Annotated in this window: 15 protein-coding genes, 1 pseudogene and 1 riboswitch; of the genes and pseudogenes, 5 read left to right on the forward strand and 11 right to left on the reverse strand. The window is 50.0% G+C overall.

The genetic code is table 11. From position 1 onward, the window contains the following. Positions 1–92: 92 nt before the first annotated feature. Positions 93–293: riboswitch (cobalamin riboswitch) on the reverse strand. A 103-nt stretch (positions 294–396) separates the two neighbouring features. The 3 genes from K331_RS0106245 to cobD form a co-directional block, all read right to left on the reverse strand. Then, positions 397–1071 carry a histidine phosphatase family protein gene (locus tag K331_RS0106245; RefSeq protein ID WP_028589614.1) on the reverse strand — a complete coding sequence of 225 codons (675 nt, stop codon included), beginning with the start codon at positions 1069–1071 and terminating at the stop codon, positions 397–399. Positions 1072–1229: 158 nt separating this feature from the next. Further along, positions 1230–2192 (reverse strand): adenosylcobinamide-phosphate synthase CbiB, encoded by a 963-nt coding sequence (gene cbiB / locus K331_RS0106250; protein ID WP_028589615.1) that lies wholly within the window; start codon positions 2190–2192, stop codon positions 1230–1232. Continuing rightward, positions 2182–3285 (reverse strand): threonine-phosphate decarboxylase CobD, encoded by a 1104-nt coding sequence (cobD, locus tag K331_RS0106255; RefSeq protein WP_028589616.1) that lies wholly within the window; start codon positions 3283–3285, stop codon positions 2182–2184. Before cobD ends, cbiB begins: the two co-directional genes overlap by 11 nt. A gap of 351 nt (positions 3286–3636) precedes the next feature. Between cobD and K331_RS0106260 the strand changes: the two genes are divergently transcribed. The 3 genes from K331_RS0106260 (at position 3637) to K331_RS31380 (ending at position 6211) form a co-directional block, all read left to right on the forward strand. Beyond that, entirely contained in the window at positions 3637–4638 is a 1002-nt protein-coding gene (locus K331_RS0106260) for a lipoate--protein ligase (protein WP_028589617.1), read from the forward strand. 142 nt (positions 4639–4780) lie between these two features. Beyond that, positions 4781–5581 (forward strand): Cof-type HAD-IIB family hydrolase, encoded by an 801-nt coding sequence (locus K331_RS0106265; protein ID WP_028589618.1) that lies wholly within the window; start codon positions 4781–4783, stop codon positions 5579–5581. Between the two features lie 294 nt (positions 5582–5875). Next, positions 5876–6211 carry a DUF3139 domain-containing protein gene (locus K331_RS31380; RefSeq protein ID WP_166653237.1) on the forward strand — a complete coding sequence of 112 codons (336 nt, stop codon included), beginning with the start codon at positions 5876–5878 and terminating at the stop codon, positions 6209–6211. Between the two features lie 132 nt (positions 6212–6343). Here K331_RS31380 and K331_RS0106275 read toward each other — a convergent pair whose 3' ends face one another. Further along, entirely contained in the window at positions 6344–7273 is a 930-nt protein-coding gene (locus K331_RS0106275; protein WP_028589620.1) for a DMT family transporter, read from the reverse strand. A gap of 140 nt (positions 7274–7413) precedes the next feature. Between K331_RS0106275 and K331_RS0106280 the strand changes: the two genes are divergently transcribed. Continuing rightward, positions 7414–8880, forward strand: coding sequence for an aminotransferase-like domain-containing protein (locus tag K331_RS0106280; RefSeq protein ID WP_028589621.1), 1467 nt, complete (start codon positions 7414–7416; stop codon positions 8878–8880). A 200-nt stretch (positions 8881–9080) separates the two neighbouring features. On the opposite strand, the gene K331_RS32600 is transcribed toward K331_RS0106280, so the two are convergent. From K331_RS32600 to K331_RS0106315, 7 genes and pseudogenes are all read right to left on the reverse strand, one after another. After that, a complete protein-coding gene (locus tag K331_RS32600; RefSeq protein WP_036634245.1) occupies positions 9081–9278 on the reverse strand; it encodes a transposase in 198 nt (65 codons plus the stop codon). A 47-nt stretch (positions 9279–9325) separates the two neighbouring features. Next, a pseudogene (locus tag K331_RS32605) lies at positions 9326–9571 on the reverse strand (transposase); the annotation flags it as partial. Between the two features lie 329 nt (positions 9572–9900). Next, the gene (locus K331_RS0106295) at positions 9901–11754 is read right to left on the reverse strand and encodes a BglG family transcription antiterminator (RefSeq protein WP_226383536.1); all 1854 of its coding nucleotides are present in this window, start codon (positions 11752–11754) and stop codon (positions 9901–9903) included. A gap of 34 nt (positions 11755–11788) precedes the next feature. Next, positions 11789–13246 (reverse strand): sulfatase-like hydrolase/transferase, encoded by a 1458-nt coding sequence (locus tag K331_RS0106300; protein ID WP_028589625.1) that lies wholly within the window; start codon positions 13244–13246, stop codon positions 11789–11791. A gap of 11 nt (positions 13247–13257) precedes the next feature. Continuing rightward, entirely contained in the window at positions 13258–13560 is a 303-nt protein-coding gene (locus tag K331_RS0106305) for a PTS sugar transporter subunit IIB (protein WP_028589626.1), read from the reverse strand. 1 nt (position 13561) lies between these two features. Continuing rightward, positions 13562–13873: a PTS lactose/cellobiose transporter subunit IIA gene (locus K331_RS0106310; protein ID WP_018886568.1), complete on the reverse strand. Its 312-nt coding sequence runs from the start codon at positions 13871–13873 to the stop codon at positions 13562–13564. Between the two features lie 95 nt (positions 13874–13968). After that, complete coding sequence (locus K331_RS0106315) at positions 13969–15291, reverse strand: PTS sugar transporter subunit IIC (protein WP_028589627.1); 1323 nt, start codon at positions 15289–15291, stop codon at positions 13969–13971. Positions 15292–15481: 190 nt separating this feature from the next. Here K331_RS0106315 and K331_RS0106320 point away from each other — a divergent pair, with 190 nt between their 5' ends. Beyond that, positions 15482–16645 (forward strand): anaerobic sulfatase maturase, encoded by a 1164-nt coding sequence (locus K331_RS0106320; RefSeq protein ID WP_028589628.1) that lies wholly within the window; start codon positions 15482–15484, stop codon positions 16643–16645. The last annotated feature ends 31 nt before the right edge of the window (positions 16646–16676 follow it).

Genomic DNA, 16676 nt, shown 5'->3' on the forward strand with positions numbered 1-16676 from the left:
CGGGTCGTTATAGTGTTCATTCCAGTGTATACGGCATGATCCTGCTGTATGGAACATCACTAAATACACGCCGTCCTTTCCTCGAAGGATCGTGGTACCAAGCAGAGAAGGCAGGTCTCCTGACTTGCTGGGTGCAGCATCCCGGCAGCCTTCCCGTCATCTTCCGCTGACAGTGGCATATTGCCGACATCCCCTAGCATACAGTGGCGGGACCGTGCCGGAATTGCACCGGCTTCCCTTTTCACAGCCTGCACTACATCTGCCACAGGCTGACCTAATCCGCTGAGATTATTGTAACATGGACAGCTTCCCTTGCACTTACTTAGTGATTATAGGCCAAATAAGATAGGCTTACAACCGCCAGCTACTGGTACAAGTGAACAAAAAACAACTTCCTTATTCCAGCTCTACAGGTCCAAGGTAGCTTCCGATAATGCCATCTGCTGTGAACTTAAGCTCTAGTCGGACAGCCCCTCCCGGCTCCACCTGTACATCCCAGAAGTCTAACCCGGCAACGGTCATGGCAGCCAACTGACGAATAACTCCGCCATGGGTAACAGCCAGAACGGACAAAGGAATCAAGGATGGCAAAGTGACTAAGGGAGGCGATCCCTTCATATCCAGCTGATCCACAGATGAGACCTGACCGCACAACAGCCGCAATGTATCCACAAAAGAAAGCATCCGGGCTTCCATGCTACTCCAGCTCTCACCCTGTGGTGGCGTGAATCGACGTGGTTCATCAATCCAGGCCCGATATAGCGGGATCTCCTTCAGCGTAGCATAGGTCTCTCCTTCCCACGCGCCGAAATTCAGCTCACGCAGCCTTTCATCACGAATCGCCTTCGGCAGCAGCGCAGGAGCAGCGCACTCCAGCGTCTCCAGACATCTCCGGAGATCACTGCTGTAGATACGGTCAAAGCTCTGCGCGGAGAGCCAACTGCCCAATGAACGAAGCGAATCATGTGCTTCTGCCAATAGCGGCTCGTCCGTGTGTCCTAGATAGCGTTTCTCCCGGTTCCACTGTGTAGCTCCGTGGCGAACCAGCGTTAGCTCCACTTTGTCGCGCATCGCCTGATCTCCTTTCCCATCCAAGGTGAATGGTGCAATATCCACATTCAATGATCTTGATTCATGGACCTCATAATCCGACACTGCTGAACGAAATGGATAACAAGCCTTCAGATCAGCCTTTATTCATAAGCCATCCTGAGCATACACTAATTGGCTTATGCGATGAGAAGCCAGATGCCTGTAACAGCCAGACACAAGCCAACAAATAGATTACAGACCACGAACATAAGTCTTACTGTTCGGCGTATATGCTCAGCCTGCAGCTGCTCAAGTGGCTGTCCCATGTAAGCCCGGAATGAACAGACACCATGGTATACATTATATCCACCAAGCCGAATGCCCAGCGCACCTGCCACGGCCGCTTCCGGGTAGCCACTATTCGGGCTGGGATGCTGACGAGCATCCTGCCGCACCGCCTGAATACTACCACTGACGCTGCTGCCATTCAGCCATGCTGCGATGAAGAGCAACAACGCGGTCAGGCGTGCAGGAATATAATTGGCTACATCATCCAGACGAGCTGAAGCCCAGCCCAGGTCCTTGTACTTCTCGTTCTTATACCCAACCATGGAATCAAGCGTATTCACCGCCCGATAAGCCATCGCCAGCGGTACTCCACCAAGCAATGCGTAGAAGAGCGGTGAGATAATCGCGTCCACGATATTTTCAGCCACCGTCTCGACCGCACCTCGTGTAATCTCCGGCTCGTCCAGCTCGTTGGTATCCCGCCCAACAATCATGCCCAGCTCCTGTCTGGCTGCAGGCAGATTCCCCTGCACCAGCTGCTGATACACCGCCATGCCAGCATCCTTGAGTCCTTTGGAGGCTATAGTTGTCGCTAGTAGTATAATCTCAGCCCCGATGGCAAGCCACGGATGAAGTATGGCGAGCCCCGCAATAAGAAGCCAGGTTATTCCATAGGCTCCACCTGCGATGCAGAGGGGCAAGAGCAGGCCTGCCCATTTAAGCGCCTGAGGTGACTGCCATCTGCTCCGAATTCCTTTTTCCAGCAGAGTGATGCCCTTGCCCATTCCGATAACCGGATGTGGAATCCAGCGTGGATCGCCGATGAGACGGTCCAGCACATACGCTGCCGCGACAATGACACTAACGACCACTTCGCCGTTCCCCCTCCAGCACAGCTTCCAGGACGGACAGCAGCACCTGATTGGCTTCCTGATCCTTGACCGCAATGCGAAAATGGCTGTCTGTCAAGCCAGGATACATAGCACAGCTGCGAATCAGTACACCACGACGTCCCAGAGCATCCTGAAGCTCTACTGCCTTCCACATTCCTGGTGCCCGAACGAGCAAATAATTAGTCTGACTCGCCGTCACTCCGCAGCCCAGCTCGGATAGACCGCTTAGCAGACGTTGTCTTTCCTGAGCTATCAGCTTCAGCGTCTGATCTTCGTAAGCTTGTCCACTGCTCAGACAGGCTTCGCCAGCCAGTAGAGCGAGTCCGTTCACACTCCAGGTCACCTGCTGGTCCGTCATGCGACGAATGACGTCAGGTGCTGCCAGCGCATAGCCCAGTCGCAGACCCGGAATGGCATAAAATTTCGTCATGGAGCGGATCAGGATCACCCGTGAATAGCGTTCGAGGTCCGGCAGCAGTGTGATTCGTTCAGCTGCCGGAATGAAATCCATAAATGCCTCATCCAGCACCAGGTAAGTCCCTGAACGCTCAGCAACTGCGGCAACAGCCAGCAGCTCATCTCTCCCATATTGCACCCCGTTCGGATTGTTCGGCTGCCCCATGAACAGGATATCCACCTCCGAGATCAAGCGCTCGATGTCTTCCACATCCGCTCTCCATTGAAGAGAAGCCTTGCCATATACCCGACTGAGGCTTGCCCCGAACTTGAGCGACAGCTCGGCATACTCCGAGAAGCAGGGCTCGACCAAGCCGACCCGTTGTGGTCTTAATCCAAGCAGAATGAGCGCCATGCTCTCAGCTGCGCCATTGCCGATGCTGATTCGCTCTGGAGAGACGCGCAGTCTTCGGCTTAGCAGACTCTTCAGAGAACGGTGACCCGGATCAGGATACCTGATGACAGACTGCAGCCCGCTCATCAACGCCTCCTTTACCTCTTCGGGTGGTCCGAGCGGATTGATGTTGGCACTGAAGTCAAGAAAATCCGCAGCAGGTAAGCCATACAGCCCTGCGGCTGTCTCACGGTCTCCCCCATGTCCGTATATTTCAATCATACCGATTCATCCTTTCTGGGCGAACATGCCCAGTAGCTGGTTCCCATTATGGGGCCGTCCTTCCTGCTCCGTCAATTCAAAATCAGATCAGGCGGTGCAGAGAGCGTCTGTGAATGTTATAATTTTGATAGAATCGACAAAATACGTTCGACTTCGATGCGCATAATGAGGAATCTCAGTATACGAACTGACTCGGTTAGCAGAGCTATCTGGCACATTCTATGGACGTTTCACCTTTTGTGCCATGTATCTCGCGCTACATACTTCGTGTGCCTTCTTCATGAAAGCTTGAGAGCCTCTTGCTGAACGTATGCATTATGCAGACAATATTGCTTAGACGGAGGAATGAACATGCTGTTCATCGACAATCAGGGCATTACCGACCCTGCGATTAATTTGGCAATTGAGGAGTATGCCCTTAAGCATTTACCGCTGGACGATAGTTACTTGCTTTTCTATATCAACAAGCCTTCCATCATTATCGGGAAGCATCAGAATACGGTGGAAGAGATCAATGCCGAGTATGTCAAGGACAATAATATTCAGGTTGTTCGTCGTCTGTCCGGTGGCGGCGCGGTCTATCATGATCTTGGCAACCTCAACTTCAGCTTCATTACCAAGGACGACGGACAGTCATTCCATAATTTCCGTAAATTCACCCAACCGGTAGTCGATGCGCTTCACGACATGGGCGTACCTGCAGAGTTGACTGGACGGAATGATCTACAGGTAGGCGAACGCAAAATCTCCGGGAATGCCCAGTTCTCTACACGCGGCCGGATGTTCAGTCACGGCACACTGATGTTCAATCTGAATCTGGATGATGTACAGGCTTCGCTGAACGTCAATCCTGAGAAATTCAAGTCCAAGAGCACCAAGTCCGTACGCAGCCGCGTAGCCAATATTGCGGATCTGATGGACAAGCCGATGACGATTGAGGAATTCCGGGCGGAGCTGCTTCGCCATATCTTTGGCATGGAGGCCGAGCAGGTGCCTCAGTATCAGCTGACCGAGCAGGACTGGACCAAGATCCATGAGATTTCCAAGGAACGCTATCAGTCCTGGGCCTGGAACTATGGTCTGTCACCAGCAAGTAACATCAAGCATGTCAAGAAGTTCCCGATCGGTCTCATTGATATTCGTATGGATCTGAAGGATGGTCACATTGAGGAGATCAAGATCTATGGCGACTTCTTCGGTGTAGGTGATGTTGCGGATATTGAGGACGCTCTGCGTGGCCAGCGCTATGAGGAGTCGGCTGTGAGAGAAGCCTTGTCCTCCCTGGATCTCAAGCATTACTTTGGTAATCTGGAGACAGACGATTTCATCGGATTGGTACTGCTTGAGGACTAGTACCTCGACCAGCTCAAATGCAGCATAGACCAGTTGCAATCGAGGAGCCATGTTGAACATGGCTAGGCTTGCTGAATTTATGCCAGACAAACAGGGTAAGTAACCCTAGAGAGAATTTACAGAGAGAATAGGAGCGAGAACCATGTACAAATTGATGGCTATTGATATTGATGACACGCTGATTAACGATGACAAGGAAGTAACCCCTGCTGTCCAGCAGGCGCTGGAGGCTGCAATCGCCAAGGATGTTATTGTGACGCTGGCTACAGGCCGCGCTTATTCGTCGGCTCAGGCTATTGCCCGCCAGACAGGTCTGAATGTGCCAATCATTACTTTCCAAGGGGCTCTGATCAAAAATCTGCTCGATGAGCAGGTGCTCTATGAGCGCTATCTTCCACTTGTAGCAGCTCGCAAGCTGTACGAGTTCTGTCTGGAGCGCAATCTTCACCTGCAGACCTACATCGGTGACAAGCTCTATTCACGCGAGGAGAATCAGAAGCTCATTGATTACTGCGCTCTGAACAAGACACCTTATTATATTGAGCCGGTATTCAGCAAAATGGTCGAGCAGCCTACGCACAAGATGCTCGTCATTGATGAGCCTGAGGTGCTGGATGAAATCGCTCCGATCCTACGCGAAATGCTGGGCAATGAGGTGCATATTACGAAGTCCAAGCCGCACTTCCTGGAGTTCATGCATCATGAAGGTACCAAGGGCCATGCCTTGTCATTCCTTGCGGACCATTATAAATGCGATCTGTCCGAGACCATTGCAATTGGCGATTCCTGGAATGACCATGAAATGCTGGAATGCGCAGGCCTTGGAGTAGCCATGGGCAACGCAATCCCTGCATTGAAGGAGCTTGCCGACTACGTAACCTTGAGCAACAATGAGGATGGCGTCAAGCATGTCATCGACAAGTTTATTTTGAACGCCAACTAAGGAAACTGCCATTGTATCGACTTTTTGGGGTTGGTACACCACAACAGCCCTGATTCCCATGAAGCTATTCGCGGATCAGGGCTGTCTATAGTCTATAGCCTTTAATCTATAGAACCTTGGCCTTATCCTATGTGAGGGTGTAGTTATGGCCTCCCTCTGTCCGTTACTATCCACTAACGCCTAGACTCCCCAGTTCTTTCAGCTTGATCTCATATCTGGTCTGGTCACGTCACTGATGCTTAATTGAGCCAGACAGCCTCACCGAATTCTTAACCTGAACGGAGGAATATCCAATTGCGTACCCGGAGAGCTCCATTGTATATTTTGCTGTCTCTACTCGTTGTTGTCCTGAGCGCACTTGCATACCGCCAATACTACATTAGCAATCGTGATACCGAAGTCGAAAGGTATTTACTACAGACACAAGGATACCAGCAATCCGATATCCACCGCATCGACACCAGTATCGGAAAAGCTCCTGTCGTTAGCACCGAGGTCATTTTCACGGATGAGCCAGAGGCAAGATACTTCTACAAAAAAGAAAACGGGAGCATCCGCCAATACAGCAGCGCCCCCGTCCATGACGTGAATGCCCACGTCAACTACAAGCATCTGGATAACCTTCAATAGGAGTCTGTGAAATCTGTAGTCTGTGAAGTCCGAATGTCGGAGATTTCCGATACGAAGCCCTATTCCTCTGTTCATAAGGTTCTCCTGCCGTATCGTCCCTTCCACTTCACTATCCTCCATATGACTACCCTGTCATGACATCTGCTTTGGAACAGGTGCCGTACGTCCCATCCGTGCTCTGATCCAGCGCATGACGCCTTCATTCATTGTCAGCAAACCAGACACAATCAGCACCACACCAGCCCATGTCATCCAGGTGACATGCTCACCGTAGAACACCACTCCCAGCCCTACAGCAATTGGCGGTGAAATATACAACCATGTTGCTGGAAATAAGGGATTGGTACGTGCTACCAACCAGTAGAACAGGCTGTGCCCGACCATAGAGCCAATCACCGTCAAATACACCAGTGACCAGACTGCAGGCGATACAGTAATGGCCGTGTAGTCCCAAGCTTCTGTGAAGCATGACAGTATCCCCAGAAGCAGCCCACCGTACATCATCTGCACCGCATTCAGCGCAACAGGGTGAGATTCCTGGAACTGAACAATGACTCGTTTGGAATACAGCGCTCCAGCGGCATAGCACAGCTCACCCACCAGAATGACAATACATCCCCACATCCACAGCCCGCCTCCTGCAATAGACAGACCCGGCAGCATCACCAGCACAACACCGGCAAAGCCCGTCACACAGCCTGCCAGCATACGGACCGACATCGGCTGCCGTAGCAGCAACGTCTGGATCATCATAATCATCAAGGGACCTGTAGCCGACAGGATCGCTCCAATGCCTGAGCTGACATACTGTTCTGCCCAATATAATGCCGCGAAGGTGCCAAAGGTAAGCCCTAAGCCCGTCAGCAGCATCTCCTTGCGAAGCAGCAGCGACCACTGCGCCTTCCCTCTCAGCTTCATCCAGGAATACATTAGTATCCCGGCCACCAAAAATCGCAAGCCTGCGGACAAAAATGGCGGTAGCCCTGCTTCCACACCAATCTTAATAGCCAAGAACGTCGTGCCGAATACTAGACACATCACAATATAACCTAATGCAATCATCAGAGCCCCTCCTTCATCTGTCATTCATCATACAGCAGCTACCATAGAACAGAATGAATATGACAGAACAGATTGTGATGATTTCGAGAGGATTTGCGGTACAATAGAACACAACATCATCCAAGTTCGGGAGGCCCCATATGAAAAATGGTCAGTTGCAGCATAATGGTCAGGCAGATCAGGGTCGGCCCCCATCCAGACTTGAGCCGAGCCATCGCCTGAAGCTGTATGAGCAGGTAATTGAATATTTACGGGTGCGAATGGATAGCGGTGAATGGAAGACGGATCAGAAGCTCCCTTCTGTACGCAGCTTGGCGGAGGAGCTAGGAGTTCACCGCCTTACGGTGTTCAAAGCGTATCAGGTGCTGAAAGAGGAAGGCAGCATCTATGTCAGAGACAAGTCTGGCTACTATGTCGGAGGTAAGGAGGCCACTGCTCCATCTGATCTGGCGGACGATCCCGCCATCTCGGTCTGGCGTCACTGGGACTCACTCCCGCGCATTCATTCATTACAGGCGACCTACCAATTCTCTCAGTCGCTGATTGATCCCACTCTCCTGCCGAACCATTACTGGAATGTACTGTTACGCTCACTGACCGAACAGTATCCACGCTTGCTTGGCAGCTACTCCACTCTGGCTGGTGACGCCGAGCTACGTGAGGCACTCGCGATGCAACTAACGGAGAAGGAGCATCTCTATCTCACTGGCGATGAGATTCTCATTACTTCAGGAGCCCAGCAGGCTATTGATCTGACCGCGCGGGCACTCGTTCGACCTGGGGATCGGGTGCTCCTAGAGCGTCCCTGCTATGGTCCAGCTATGGAAATTTTCCGTAAACAGGGCGCACAATTGACCTTCCTCGATATCCATCCCTATGGATATGATCTGGAGGAGCTCGAACGGATATTACGAGTTGAGAAGCCAAGGGTGTTTTATCTGACGCCGACGTTCCACAATCCCACGGGATTTACAGTTCCGACGGAGCAGCGCAAGCTGCTACCCGAGCTGGCCGAAAAATACGGCTGCTATCTGGTGGAGGATGACAGCACCTATGATATTTATTTCAAAAAACATCCCCCGGCCCCCGTCTTCGCTTACGATACCTCCGGGAGAGCCTTATATATTCGCAGCTACAGCAAGTATGTAGCTCCAGGTCTGCGCATAGCGATTCTGATCTGCCGACCTGACTTAATGCCGTTACTGCATGCGGTAAAAGCGCTCGCGGATAATGGATCGCCGCTGCTCAACCAGAAGCTCTTCCTTCAATATGTACAATCCCCACGCATGGAGCAGCACCTGTCCAAGCTCCGCACAGCCCTGCAAATGCGCAAGGATGTCATGGAAGCATGCCTGCGGGAAAGCACGTGGACATGGACCAGCCCGCATGGTGGACTGAATCTGTGGGTAGAATTGCCGCCTGGAGTCGACACCGCTCACCTTCTGTACCAATGTATGGAGGCATCTGTCTCCTTCGTCCCAGGGAAGGTATTCGACTCATCCCCCTACAAGCACCATGGCTGGATACGTCTGTCTTACTCTTACGTGAATGAGTCGCAGATTCGGCTAGGCATCGGTAAGCTGCTGGAGATTGCACAGAGGCTGTGAGCAGAAGACATAATAGCCAGACGCGCGAATTTAAAATAGCATGGCATAACAAAGAGGCTGTCTCATAAGTAGATATTCTACTGGCGGAGATAGGCCCTCTGTCTTCTCAAAAGCTTAAAACGTCAATAGAGCAGCGATTCTCCCATTATTGGAGAATCGCTGCTCTGCGTTTTTGGTCATTTGCTGCTAGCTTCAATAGATTATGGGCGAGCGAAAGCCAGCCGACCTCCAGTATCACCTTTTTCGATGCCGCGAAGCAGAAATCGCCGGAAACCCCGCTTGTTCTTCAGTTGTCCAAATACGCTTTCTGGCTCCGTCATTCGGCGTACGGCTAAGAGGTATCCTTCCTCGCTTTGCAGCAATTCCCGAGCCTGTTTCTGGTACCGTAATCGTTCCAAACTCACCACGACTTCCCGATTTCCCCTTGCCTTCGTGCAGCTTTCTTTTCGTCAGCCAGAAACTGAAGCACGGCGGTAAATACGGATTCGAGAACGCTCTTCATCCGCTGGGAACGGAAGCGGTTCAAGGTACGAAAGTCCGGCCGCTGCCGGCCGGCGAGCCACATGAAGAGGATGTTCTCCCGGATGGATTTAGCGATTTGGCGGGAGGAATACATACGCTGAGTGTAGGCGCAAATGATGACTTTGGTAAGCATTTTAGGGTGATAGCTGTCACGGCCACCACCAGGGTAGAAACCTCTCCTTTGAAATGGTTGGTCGCACTTCCTTTTTACCAAAAGTGATGTTTCTTTTTTTGTGTTTGTAAAAGATGGAGGATTGGTTTCCCGCTTAAAACAGTGGAGAGGACGGACTGATTGTGGAAAAGCGGCAGCGGTCGCCTTTGTCCCCGGATTTTCACCGCTTAGGAGAATAAATAAAATCTGGGGACAACAGCGATTGTAACAACGGTCCGTTCACGGAGCGTCCACCCAAAAAGCCTACGTATATCCTACGTAAAAACAAGGCTGACCCAAGCAGCCATTTCATGGCTTTTGGGACAGCCTCATATGGACTTGCCTCTTCAATCGGAGCTTGTTCCTTCCATAAGGATACGCTTGAATTCCTCGAATGTCCCGGCTTCACACAACCGTAGCATTAATGAAGAGTCGTGCACGATTTCCTGTATGAACAGTAACAGATCCCTGGCCTCATTACTCTTGGCCTGTGCAATAACGAAGACGATCTTGACTGGTAAACCCGACCAGTCGATGCGCTTGTTAAGAATCCCTACACCTACCTTGGTGACGACCGAGCACAGTTCAATCGGGTGGACAAGAGCAATCCAGTTGCCAAAAGCAGTACTCGCCAGATTCTCACGAATCAAACACAGCTCCTCAAAATTAGGGGGAACAATTCCTGTCTTGTCCATTCGGCTACAAAGCTGACCGATAGCCTCCTGCTTCACTCCTGCATCCAAAGACCCGTAGAATAGATCCTCTGAGAAATAACGATCAATCAGCCGCTCTTTGTCCTTCCTCCGTTGATAGACAACCAGCTTCTTGCGGTCCTCTGCTGTAAAAAAGGGACTAATAATCTCAACAGGATAGCTCCCTACCTCAATAGGTACGGTGGAGAATACAATATCAGGCTCAAATTTCAGAATCTCTTCTTTATTAAAAAGCGAAAACGTCCTGACATAATGCGCATTCGGAAAGGAATGTTGAATCTTGAATTTCAATAGCTCCGAGGTGCCTTTCCCCGTTGTACACACGATCGCAATCCGATCAAAGGTCTTCCTAGACAGCTTTACATCTCGTTCCAGTGCCAAGCCAATATGCATGGTGAGGTAGGCAATATCATCCTCTGTTAATGCTTTATTGTAGATCTTCGTAATTTCATCCGCGCACAGCATGCCCAGATTGAAGGCAAACGCAAATTGTTGCTTAATCTCCTGCAGGATCGGATTTTTATAATGAACATCATTCTTGAGTCTGCTGATCAATGGCTCCAGATGAAATTGTAGGCTGGTTCGTAGATGGGCGTCCTCCCATAAGGATACATCATAGATCTCTTCGATCTTCTGGAGAAAAGAATCAATAATCATGTGCACCTTGACTCTGACTTCATCCAGATCCTGCTGCTGGATCGACGCCACCTGCCCGATAATACAGGATACCAGGTAGCCCTTTTCGATACTGGGTAATGTTCCTCTCAGCTCTTGCTCCAGACGATTCCAGATATGATCGGTCAACTGCAGATTGGGATTAAGGTCATAGCTATCGTGTGTGTCCAGCTTGATGACGTGTCCGTTCGTACAGCGCTCCAGCATAATCTGGATATGATAGATCAGATGCTGCAGGATCAGATCCGAGCAAGGGATCTCAAATCGACGGAATTCCTCAACAACAATCGACTCTACAACTGCATATTCCTGATGCTGGATGTACTGCTCTACTTTCAGTATGGATGCAATAGCCAGCCTGAAACCAAGCTCCTCACCTTTCAGCTTCATGCCATAGTGAGGCTTGGACTTCAACGTTAATCCAAAGGGTTGGATCAACTGCTTGATGTCTCCCAAAATACCATTCAGTTTGCTCTTACTAATGTAGAGTTGCTCACAGATATAGTCCATCGTAACGTATTCGTGTAAATCAACCATATGCCGAAATACTTCAATGACCGAGGCCTCCTCCACAGATACGGATTCCTCGAGCAGCAGCTTGACAGTAGATCTATCACGAACCACTAAATGGTAGCCTTTGCCCCGCTCTAGTACAATTTCACCCTGCCCGTCAAGGAATCCTTCGTTCAGGCTGCGGATCATGCCTCGTAATGTCTTATCACTGATTTCCAAGCTGAGCAATAGCTGCTTGATAGGTATAGGTTGCTCTTGAATCAATAGCTGCCTAAGGAGATTAGCTTCTTTGCTTGTCAAGTTCAACGCAATCACCTTTATCTCTATAGTTCCATCAGGTTCTACGATCATATCTGTGTGGGACAACATCGCCCGTCTCGAAGAAATGCTTCAGCATTCGCTCCTTCATGCGTGCAATATCTACGGCGTAGTGCTCATCATCAATCAGATTATGTCTCTCGTAGGGGTCTGCCTGCATGTTATAGAACTCATCCTTCTCATACAGCCTATATACGTACTTGTACTTCTGGTCCCGAATCATCATGGCTTTCGTATGCTGAGGCATTTTCTCCTGCTCGACAGTCCTCGCCCAGTACTCATTGCTTGGGGCATGTCCTGCATCCTTACAGTGCTCTTCCCCATCAAGACGACCGCCCTCGGCGAACACAACATCACGAAGCTCATCTTCCCCTGCCAGCACTCCGCGCAAAGACTTGCCAAAATGGGTGTAGGCAGGACGAATGTCCAGCAGATCGAGTAACGTGGCCTGAATATCAATCAGCTCTGTCATGGCCTCTGTCACACGAGGCTTGGCTTCGACTCCTGCCGGTGGCTTAATGATCAGTGGCACCCGTGTCAGCATATCCTCGAAGGTATTCTGGTTTTTTTCGGCTATTTCGTAATCACCCGTATAATCTCCATGATCACTGAAGAAGACTACCATTGTATCATCATACATACCCGCTGCCTTTAGCGTCTCAAGCAATTGTCCAATATATTCATCCAGCTCGGTTCCCATCGCATAATAGACACGCTTCATCTCTTGAAGCTGCTCATCCGTCCACTCGTATAGCTTTTGGTTGTTGCGAATCCCCCTTAAAATGGATGGTTTCCCATCCCATTCTTCTTCGGTAAGTCGAATGGGTGCCGGGACCTCTGCCGGATCAATCTGGCTATACCATTGCTCCTTTACCTGGTAGGGTGGATGTGGCAATGCCAGTGCGAGATAAATACAAAACGGCTCATCTGACTGATAGCTCTGCACGAACTTGATAGCGTGTTCGATCTGATCACGGTCTACGTGCTCAGCCGATTCCGTAACCCCGTGATAATGTGAGTAATCATGCTCGACTGCTTGCTCACGACTTGAAGCCGTCTCCTGTTGCTGGCGCGCCTTCAACTCTCTCATCCGCTGGAAGAATGCGCGGTACTGGTCATCCCTCGTACTGCAATAATCCTCTACCCTGACATCCTCTCGTAAAAAGTCATTGCGCCCTCCCCAGTACACATGGTAGCCGTCTTCCTTCAAAGTCCGTAAAATATTGGCATCCTCCGGGCCCATAAGATGATGCATCGTGCGAAAGCCCTTGGTGTGCGGATACCAACCTGACAGGAACGAGCTGCGACTCGGTACGCACACAGGAAGCTGACAATAAGCATTGGAGAAGCTAACTCCTTCTCGTGCAAGCTCATCCAGGTTAGGGGTCACAGCACCTCCGCAGCCTGTATATCCGATGGAATCGGCTCTCCATTGATCCGCAACGACCATGACAATGTTTGGTTTCTTATTCATGGCTGTTCCCTCTAGTCTACGAGCTCGATCGCTCTGGCCAGTAGCTTCTCCCCATTGGCAAGCGCATAGATGCGGCTGTCAATGACTTCACATGGCTTGCCCTTCTGATCGCAAACCTTCTGTACGGCACGCAGCTTATGACGAATCTGTGGACCAAGAAATACAACATCATACTCGTCAATCAGTTGCTCTAGCTGGTCTACTGCATGAGCCTCCACCTTCCAGTCCGAGCGCTCTGGACCCATTGCATTTCGAATGCTCTTCTCCAGGATACTAGTAGAAATACCTCCAGCACACACCAATAATATATTCATATTAAAGCACCTCCATAAATTTTTCAGTCATATCCCGTATAGCAAGTGTTGTCATCAGATGATCCTGAGCATGGACCAGCAGCACGGTCATCTCCACCTTCTGCCCACCTGATTCGGCATGCAGTAGACTAGTCTGGCTGCGATGTGCCGCCTTGAGTGCCTGATTAGCCTCCTTGAGCAGCTCCTGAATCTTCTCTTCGTTACGTGGCTTAAGATAATCCATCGCCTCCAGCAGAAGGGAGCGTGCAAGACCGCTGTTACTAATAATGTCCATACAGATCATTTCAACGTTGAACTCTTTCGTTTCAGTCATGGAATTCACCTTTCACATCTTAAATTTGCTTACTCTCATCAAAAATTTCTCAATCAATGTCACAGACTTCTCAACCCATGGCTCTCCCCACTCATTTATGCAGCTAGCTCTTGCAGCTCTTCGTTGATCATTTTCTTCTCCAGACGCTTGAAGAACGGGAAGTAGATAGCAAGGTCAACCAATATAATGAACAGAGCAACTAATCCGGCCTTGAACGAGGCAGAAGCCGCCATAGCAATCAAGATGACTGGAGTCTGGCTCGGCACATTCAAAATAGGAGCATTCAGAATATTGAACCAGTCAAAGGCTGCATAAGTAATGATGGTATTGACCACAGGCACCGTCAGGAACGGCACGAATAATAACGTGTTATAGGTTACAGGTGTACCGAACATCGTCGGCTCACTGACATTGAAGATTGCCGGGATGATCCCAATTTTCCCAACCTGCTTCAACCCCTTGGATTTACTGAAGAAATTAAGCAATGCCAGTGCGAAAATCCCCGCACCACCGATCATGATGAATCCGAACTGCACTGGTGTGGTGAACACCTTATCGTAAGGAAGACCTGCAGAATAGTTATTTAGATTTGATGCAATATTTTGTAGTTCAATCGGAAGTAAGATCGGCATGACGATACTTCCTCCGTGAATCCCCATGAACCAGAAGAGGTTGATGAGCAGCATGAAGAATCCGACCATATAAACATTATCAAAGTTCGATACCAGCGGACCAAAGATTGCCGTGATTAGTTGTGGAAGACGAATATCAAAGGCCGTCAGCAGTATCCGGTCCAAGCCAGCAAATACGATTACCGAAGCGACACCTGGCAAGATGGCGTTAAATGACGTCTGTACATAGCTTGGAACAGAATCCGGAAATTTGAAGCCAATATTTCGGCTGTGGAACAATCGAATAATCTCAACAACCACAATCGAGATCAGGATACCGGGAAAGATGCCCGTGGCTCCAAAGTTACTCATAGCCATCTGTAGCGTAGGAGCATCGTTCACCATCACGGTCTGTGGTTGACCTACGGTCATGAAGTAGATCATGGCACTATTGATTACTGCTCCCGCCTCATTTAGCTTATAATGACGGGCCAGACTGTAGGTAAAACCGAGCGTGAAGGCGATGCCGATAATTCCTGTCGATACATCATTAATGATGCGGAGCCAAGCATTCTCTGCCCCCCACGCTGCCCAGCCTTGCAGCAGAGATGGAACAAAGCCGTCTGACTGCATGATTATCTCTGGAATGGGCGGCTTTCCGATCAATACCGCAAGTGCTCCTACAATCGTGAGTGTAAGCGTACCCAGAATTGCCGTCATAATCGAGCGCAGATAGCGGTTATTGGAGGCCCAATCAGCCGCTGGACTCATGAACCTTTCTATAGATGCCATCATTTTATCAAACATATTCTAGACCCTCCTCTTAGCTGATACTTTAAGTATAAAAAAAATGATAACGCATTCAATTTGAATAATTCCGTTCGAAGTCGGAAAAAAACAAATGAAAAATCACCCCACCTGTCCAATTTGTTCACAGTCCCACTTGAGCTATAAGGCTTATCATCAGGCTATAACGTTCTAAGACAGGAGCCTAGATATGAATCGAATCTCGTCACCAGCCGACTCTCCCTATATCAAAGAGTCCAACCCATCAGCAATACCACAAGCGATTATGTGGAAGACTGTATCCGAACAATGTAACCTGGCATGCCAGTATTGCTACTATAGTCATAGTCAGGGCCAGCTTCATGGAGGAGTACAGCGAATAGCACCAGCTCTGTTACAAAAGGTCATTCGCGAAATGATGTCCGCCGCCCGTGGTAATGCGACCTTCTTATGGCAGGGGGGTGAGCCGTTGCTCGCAGGTCTTCCTTTTTTTGAACAGGTCGTATCCTTCCAAGCCCAGTATGCCCGTCCCCATACGCTGATACACAACGCAATCCAGACCAACGGGACGTTAATTACCCGGCGCTGGGCAGCTTTTTTCAGGAGATATGCCTTTGTTGTAGGGGTCAGCCTGGATGGTCCTCAGCATATTCATGATTCGCAGCGGATCACTTCCTCTGGTGCTGGCACATACTCCGCTGTGATGAAGGGTGTGCATACTTTGCGCACGGAAGGCGTAGACCCCAACATACTGATGGTACTGCACGAGGATCATATTCAGCGTCAGGAGGAGCTGTTCGCTTGGATCGATCGGGAGGCATTCCGGCATGTCCAATTCATTCCGTGTATGAGCTTCACATCGCAACAGTCCACTCTGAACGCCAATTACGCTATCAGCGCAGAGCAATATGGTCAATTCCTGTGCAATGCCTTTGATTGGTGGTATCGCGGGGGGAGGCCTGAAGTCTCTATCAGATTGTTCGAGGACTGGCTACAGCAGATACTTGGTCTGGAAAGCTCAAGCTGCATTCATGCTTCTAGCTGTCCGAAAGTGTTGGTGCTGGATCATCTGGGTAATGCTTATCCGTGCGATTTCTTCATTCAGCCCAGCTTCAAGCTCGGCAATGCCAACGCTCAGACATTAGCTGAACTGAACCAGGCTGCTGCCTGGGAATTTTTTCGTCAGGCCAAATCCGATCCTCCTCTATCCTGCAAGCAATGTGAGTACGTTCATTATTGCCGTGGAGGTTGCCCTCGCAACCGTCCTATGTCGGATTCCTCTGCAAATATAGGTTGTGATTATTTCTGCACAAGCTACCGCATGCTGTATGCTTACGCCGAGGATCGTATGCGCTTGCTTGCTCAACAGATATGATCAGCAAGGCTTAGTTGATACAGGGTTTCCG

The organism is Paenibacillus massiliensis subsp. panacisoli DSM 21345, from assembly GCF_000426545.1.
In the GTDB taxonomy this organism is placed as follows: domain Bacteria; phylum Bacillota; class Bacilli; order Paenibacillales; family Paenibacillaceae; genus Paenibacillus; species Paenibacillus panacisoli.

What these genes read in the sequence shown, in the direction of transcription:
- K331_RS0106245 (WP_028589614.1), bottom strand. Translation starts at nt 1,071, where the DNA reads ATGCGCGACAAAGTGGAGCTAACGCTGGTTCGCCACGGAGCTACACAG.
- cobD (WP_028589616.1), bottom strand. Translation starts at nt 3,285, where the DNA reads ATGATTGAAATATACGGACATGGGGGAGACCGTGAGACAGCCGCAGGG.
- K331_RS0106260 (WP_028589617.1), top strand. Translation starts at nt 3,637, where the DNA reads ATGCTGTTCATCGACAATCAGGGCATTACCGACCCTGCGATTAATTTG.
- K331_RS0106265 (WP_028589618.1), top strand. Translation starts at nt 4,781, where the DNA reads ATGTACAAATTGATGGCTATTGATATTGATGACACGCTGATTAACGAT.
- K331_RS0106275 (WP_028589620.1), bottom strand. Translation starts at nt 7,273, where the DNA reads ATGATTGCATTAGGTTATATTGTGATGTGTCTAGTATTCGGCACGACG.
- K331_RS0106280 (WP_028589621.1), top strand. Translation starts at nt 7,414, where the DNA reads ATGAAAAATGGTCAGTTGCAGCATAATGGTCAGGCAGATCAGGGTCGG.
- K331_RS0106300 (WP_028589625.1), bottom strand. Translation starts at nt 13,246, where the DNA reads ATGAATAAGAAACCAAACATTGTCATGGTCGTTGCGGATCAATGGAGA.
- K331_RS0106305 (WP_028589626.1), bottom strand. Translation starts at nt 13,560, where the DNA reads ATGAATATATTATTGGTGTGTGCTGGAGGTATTTCTACTAGTATCCTG.
- K331_RS0106310 (WP_018886568.1), bottom strand. Translation starts at nt 13,873, where the DNA reads ATGACTGAAACGAAAGAGTTCAACGTTGAAATGATCTGTATGGACATT.
- K331_RS0106315 (WP_028589627.1), bottom strand. Translation starts at nt 15,291, where the DNA reads ATGTTTGATAAAATGATGGCATCTATAGAAAGGTTCATGAGTCCAGCG.
- K331_RS0106320 (WP_028589628.1), top strand. Translation starts at nt 15,482, where the DNA reads ATGAATCGAATCTCGTCACCAGCCGACTCTCCCTATATCAAAGAGTCC.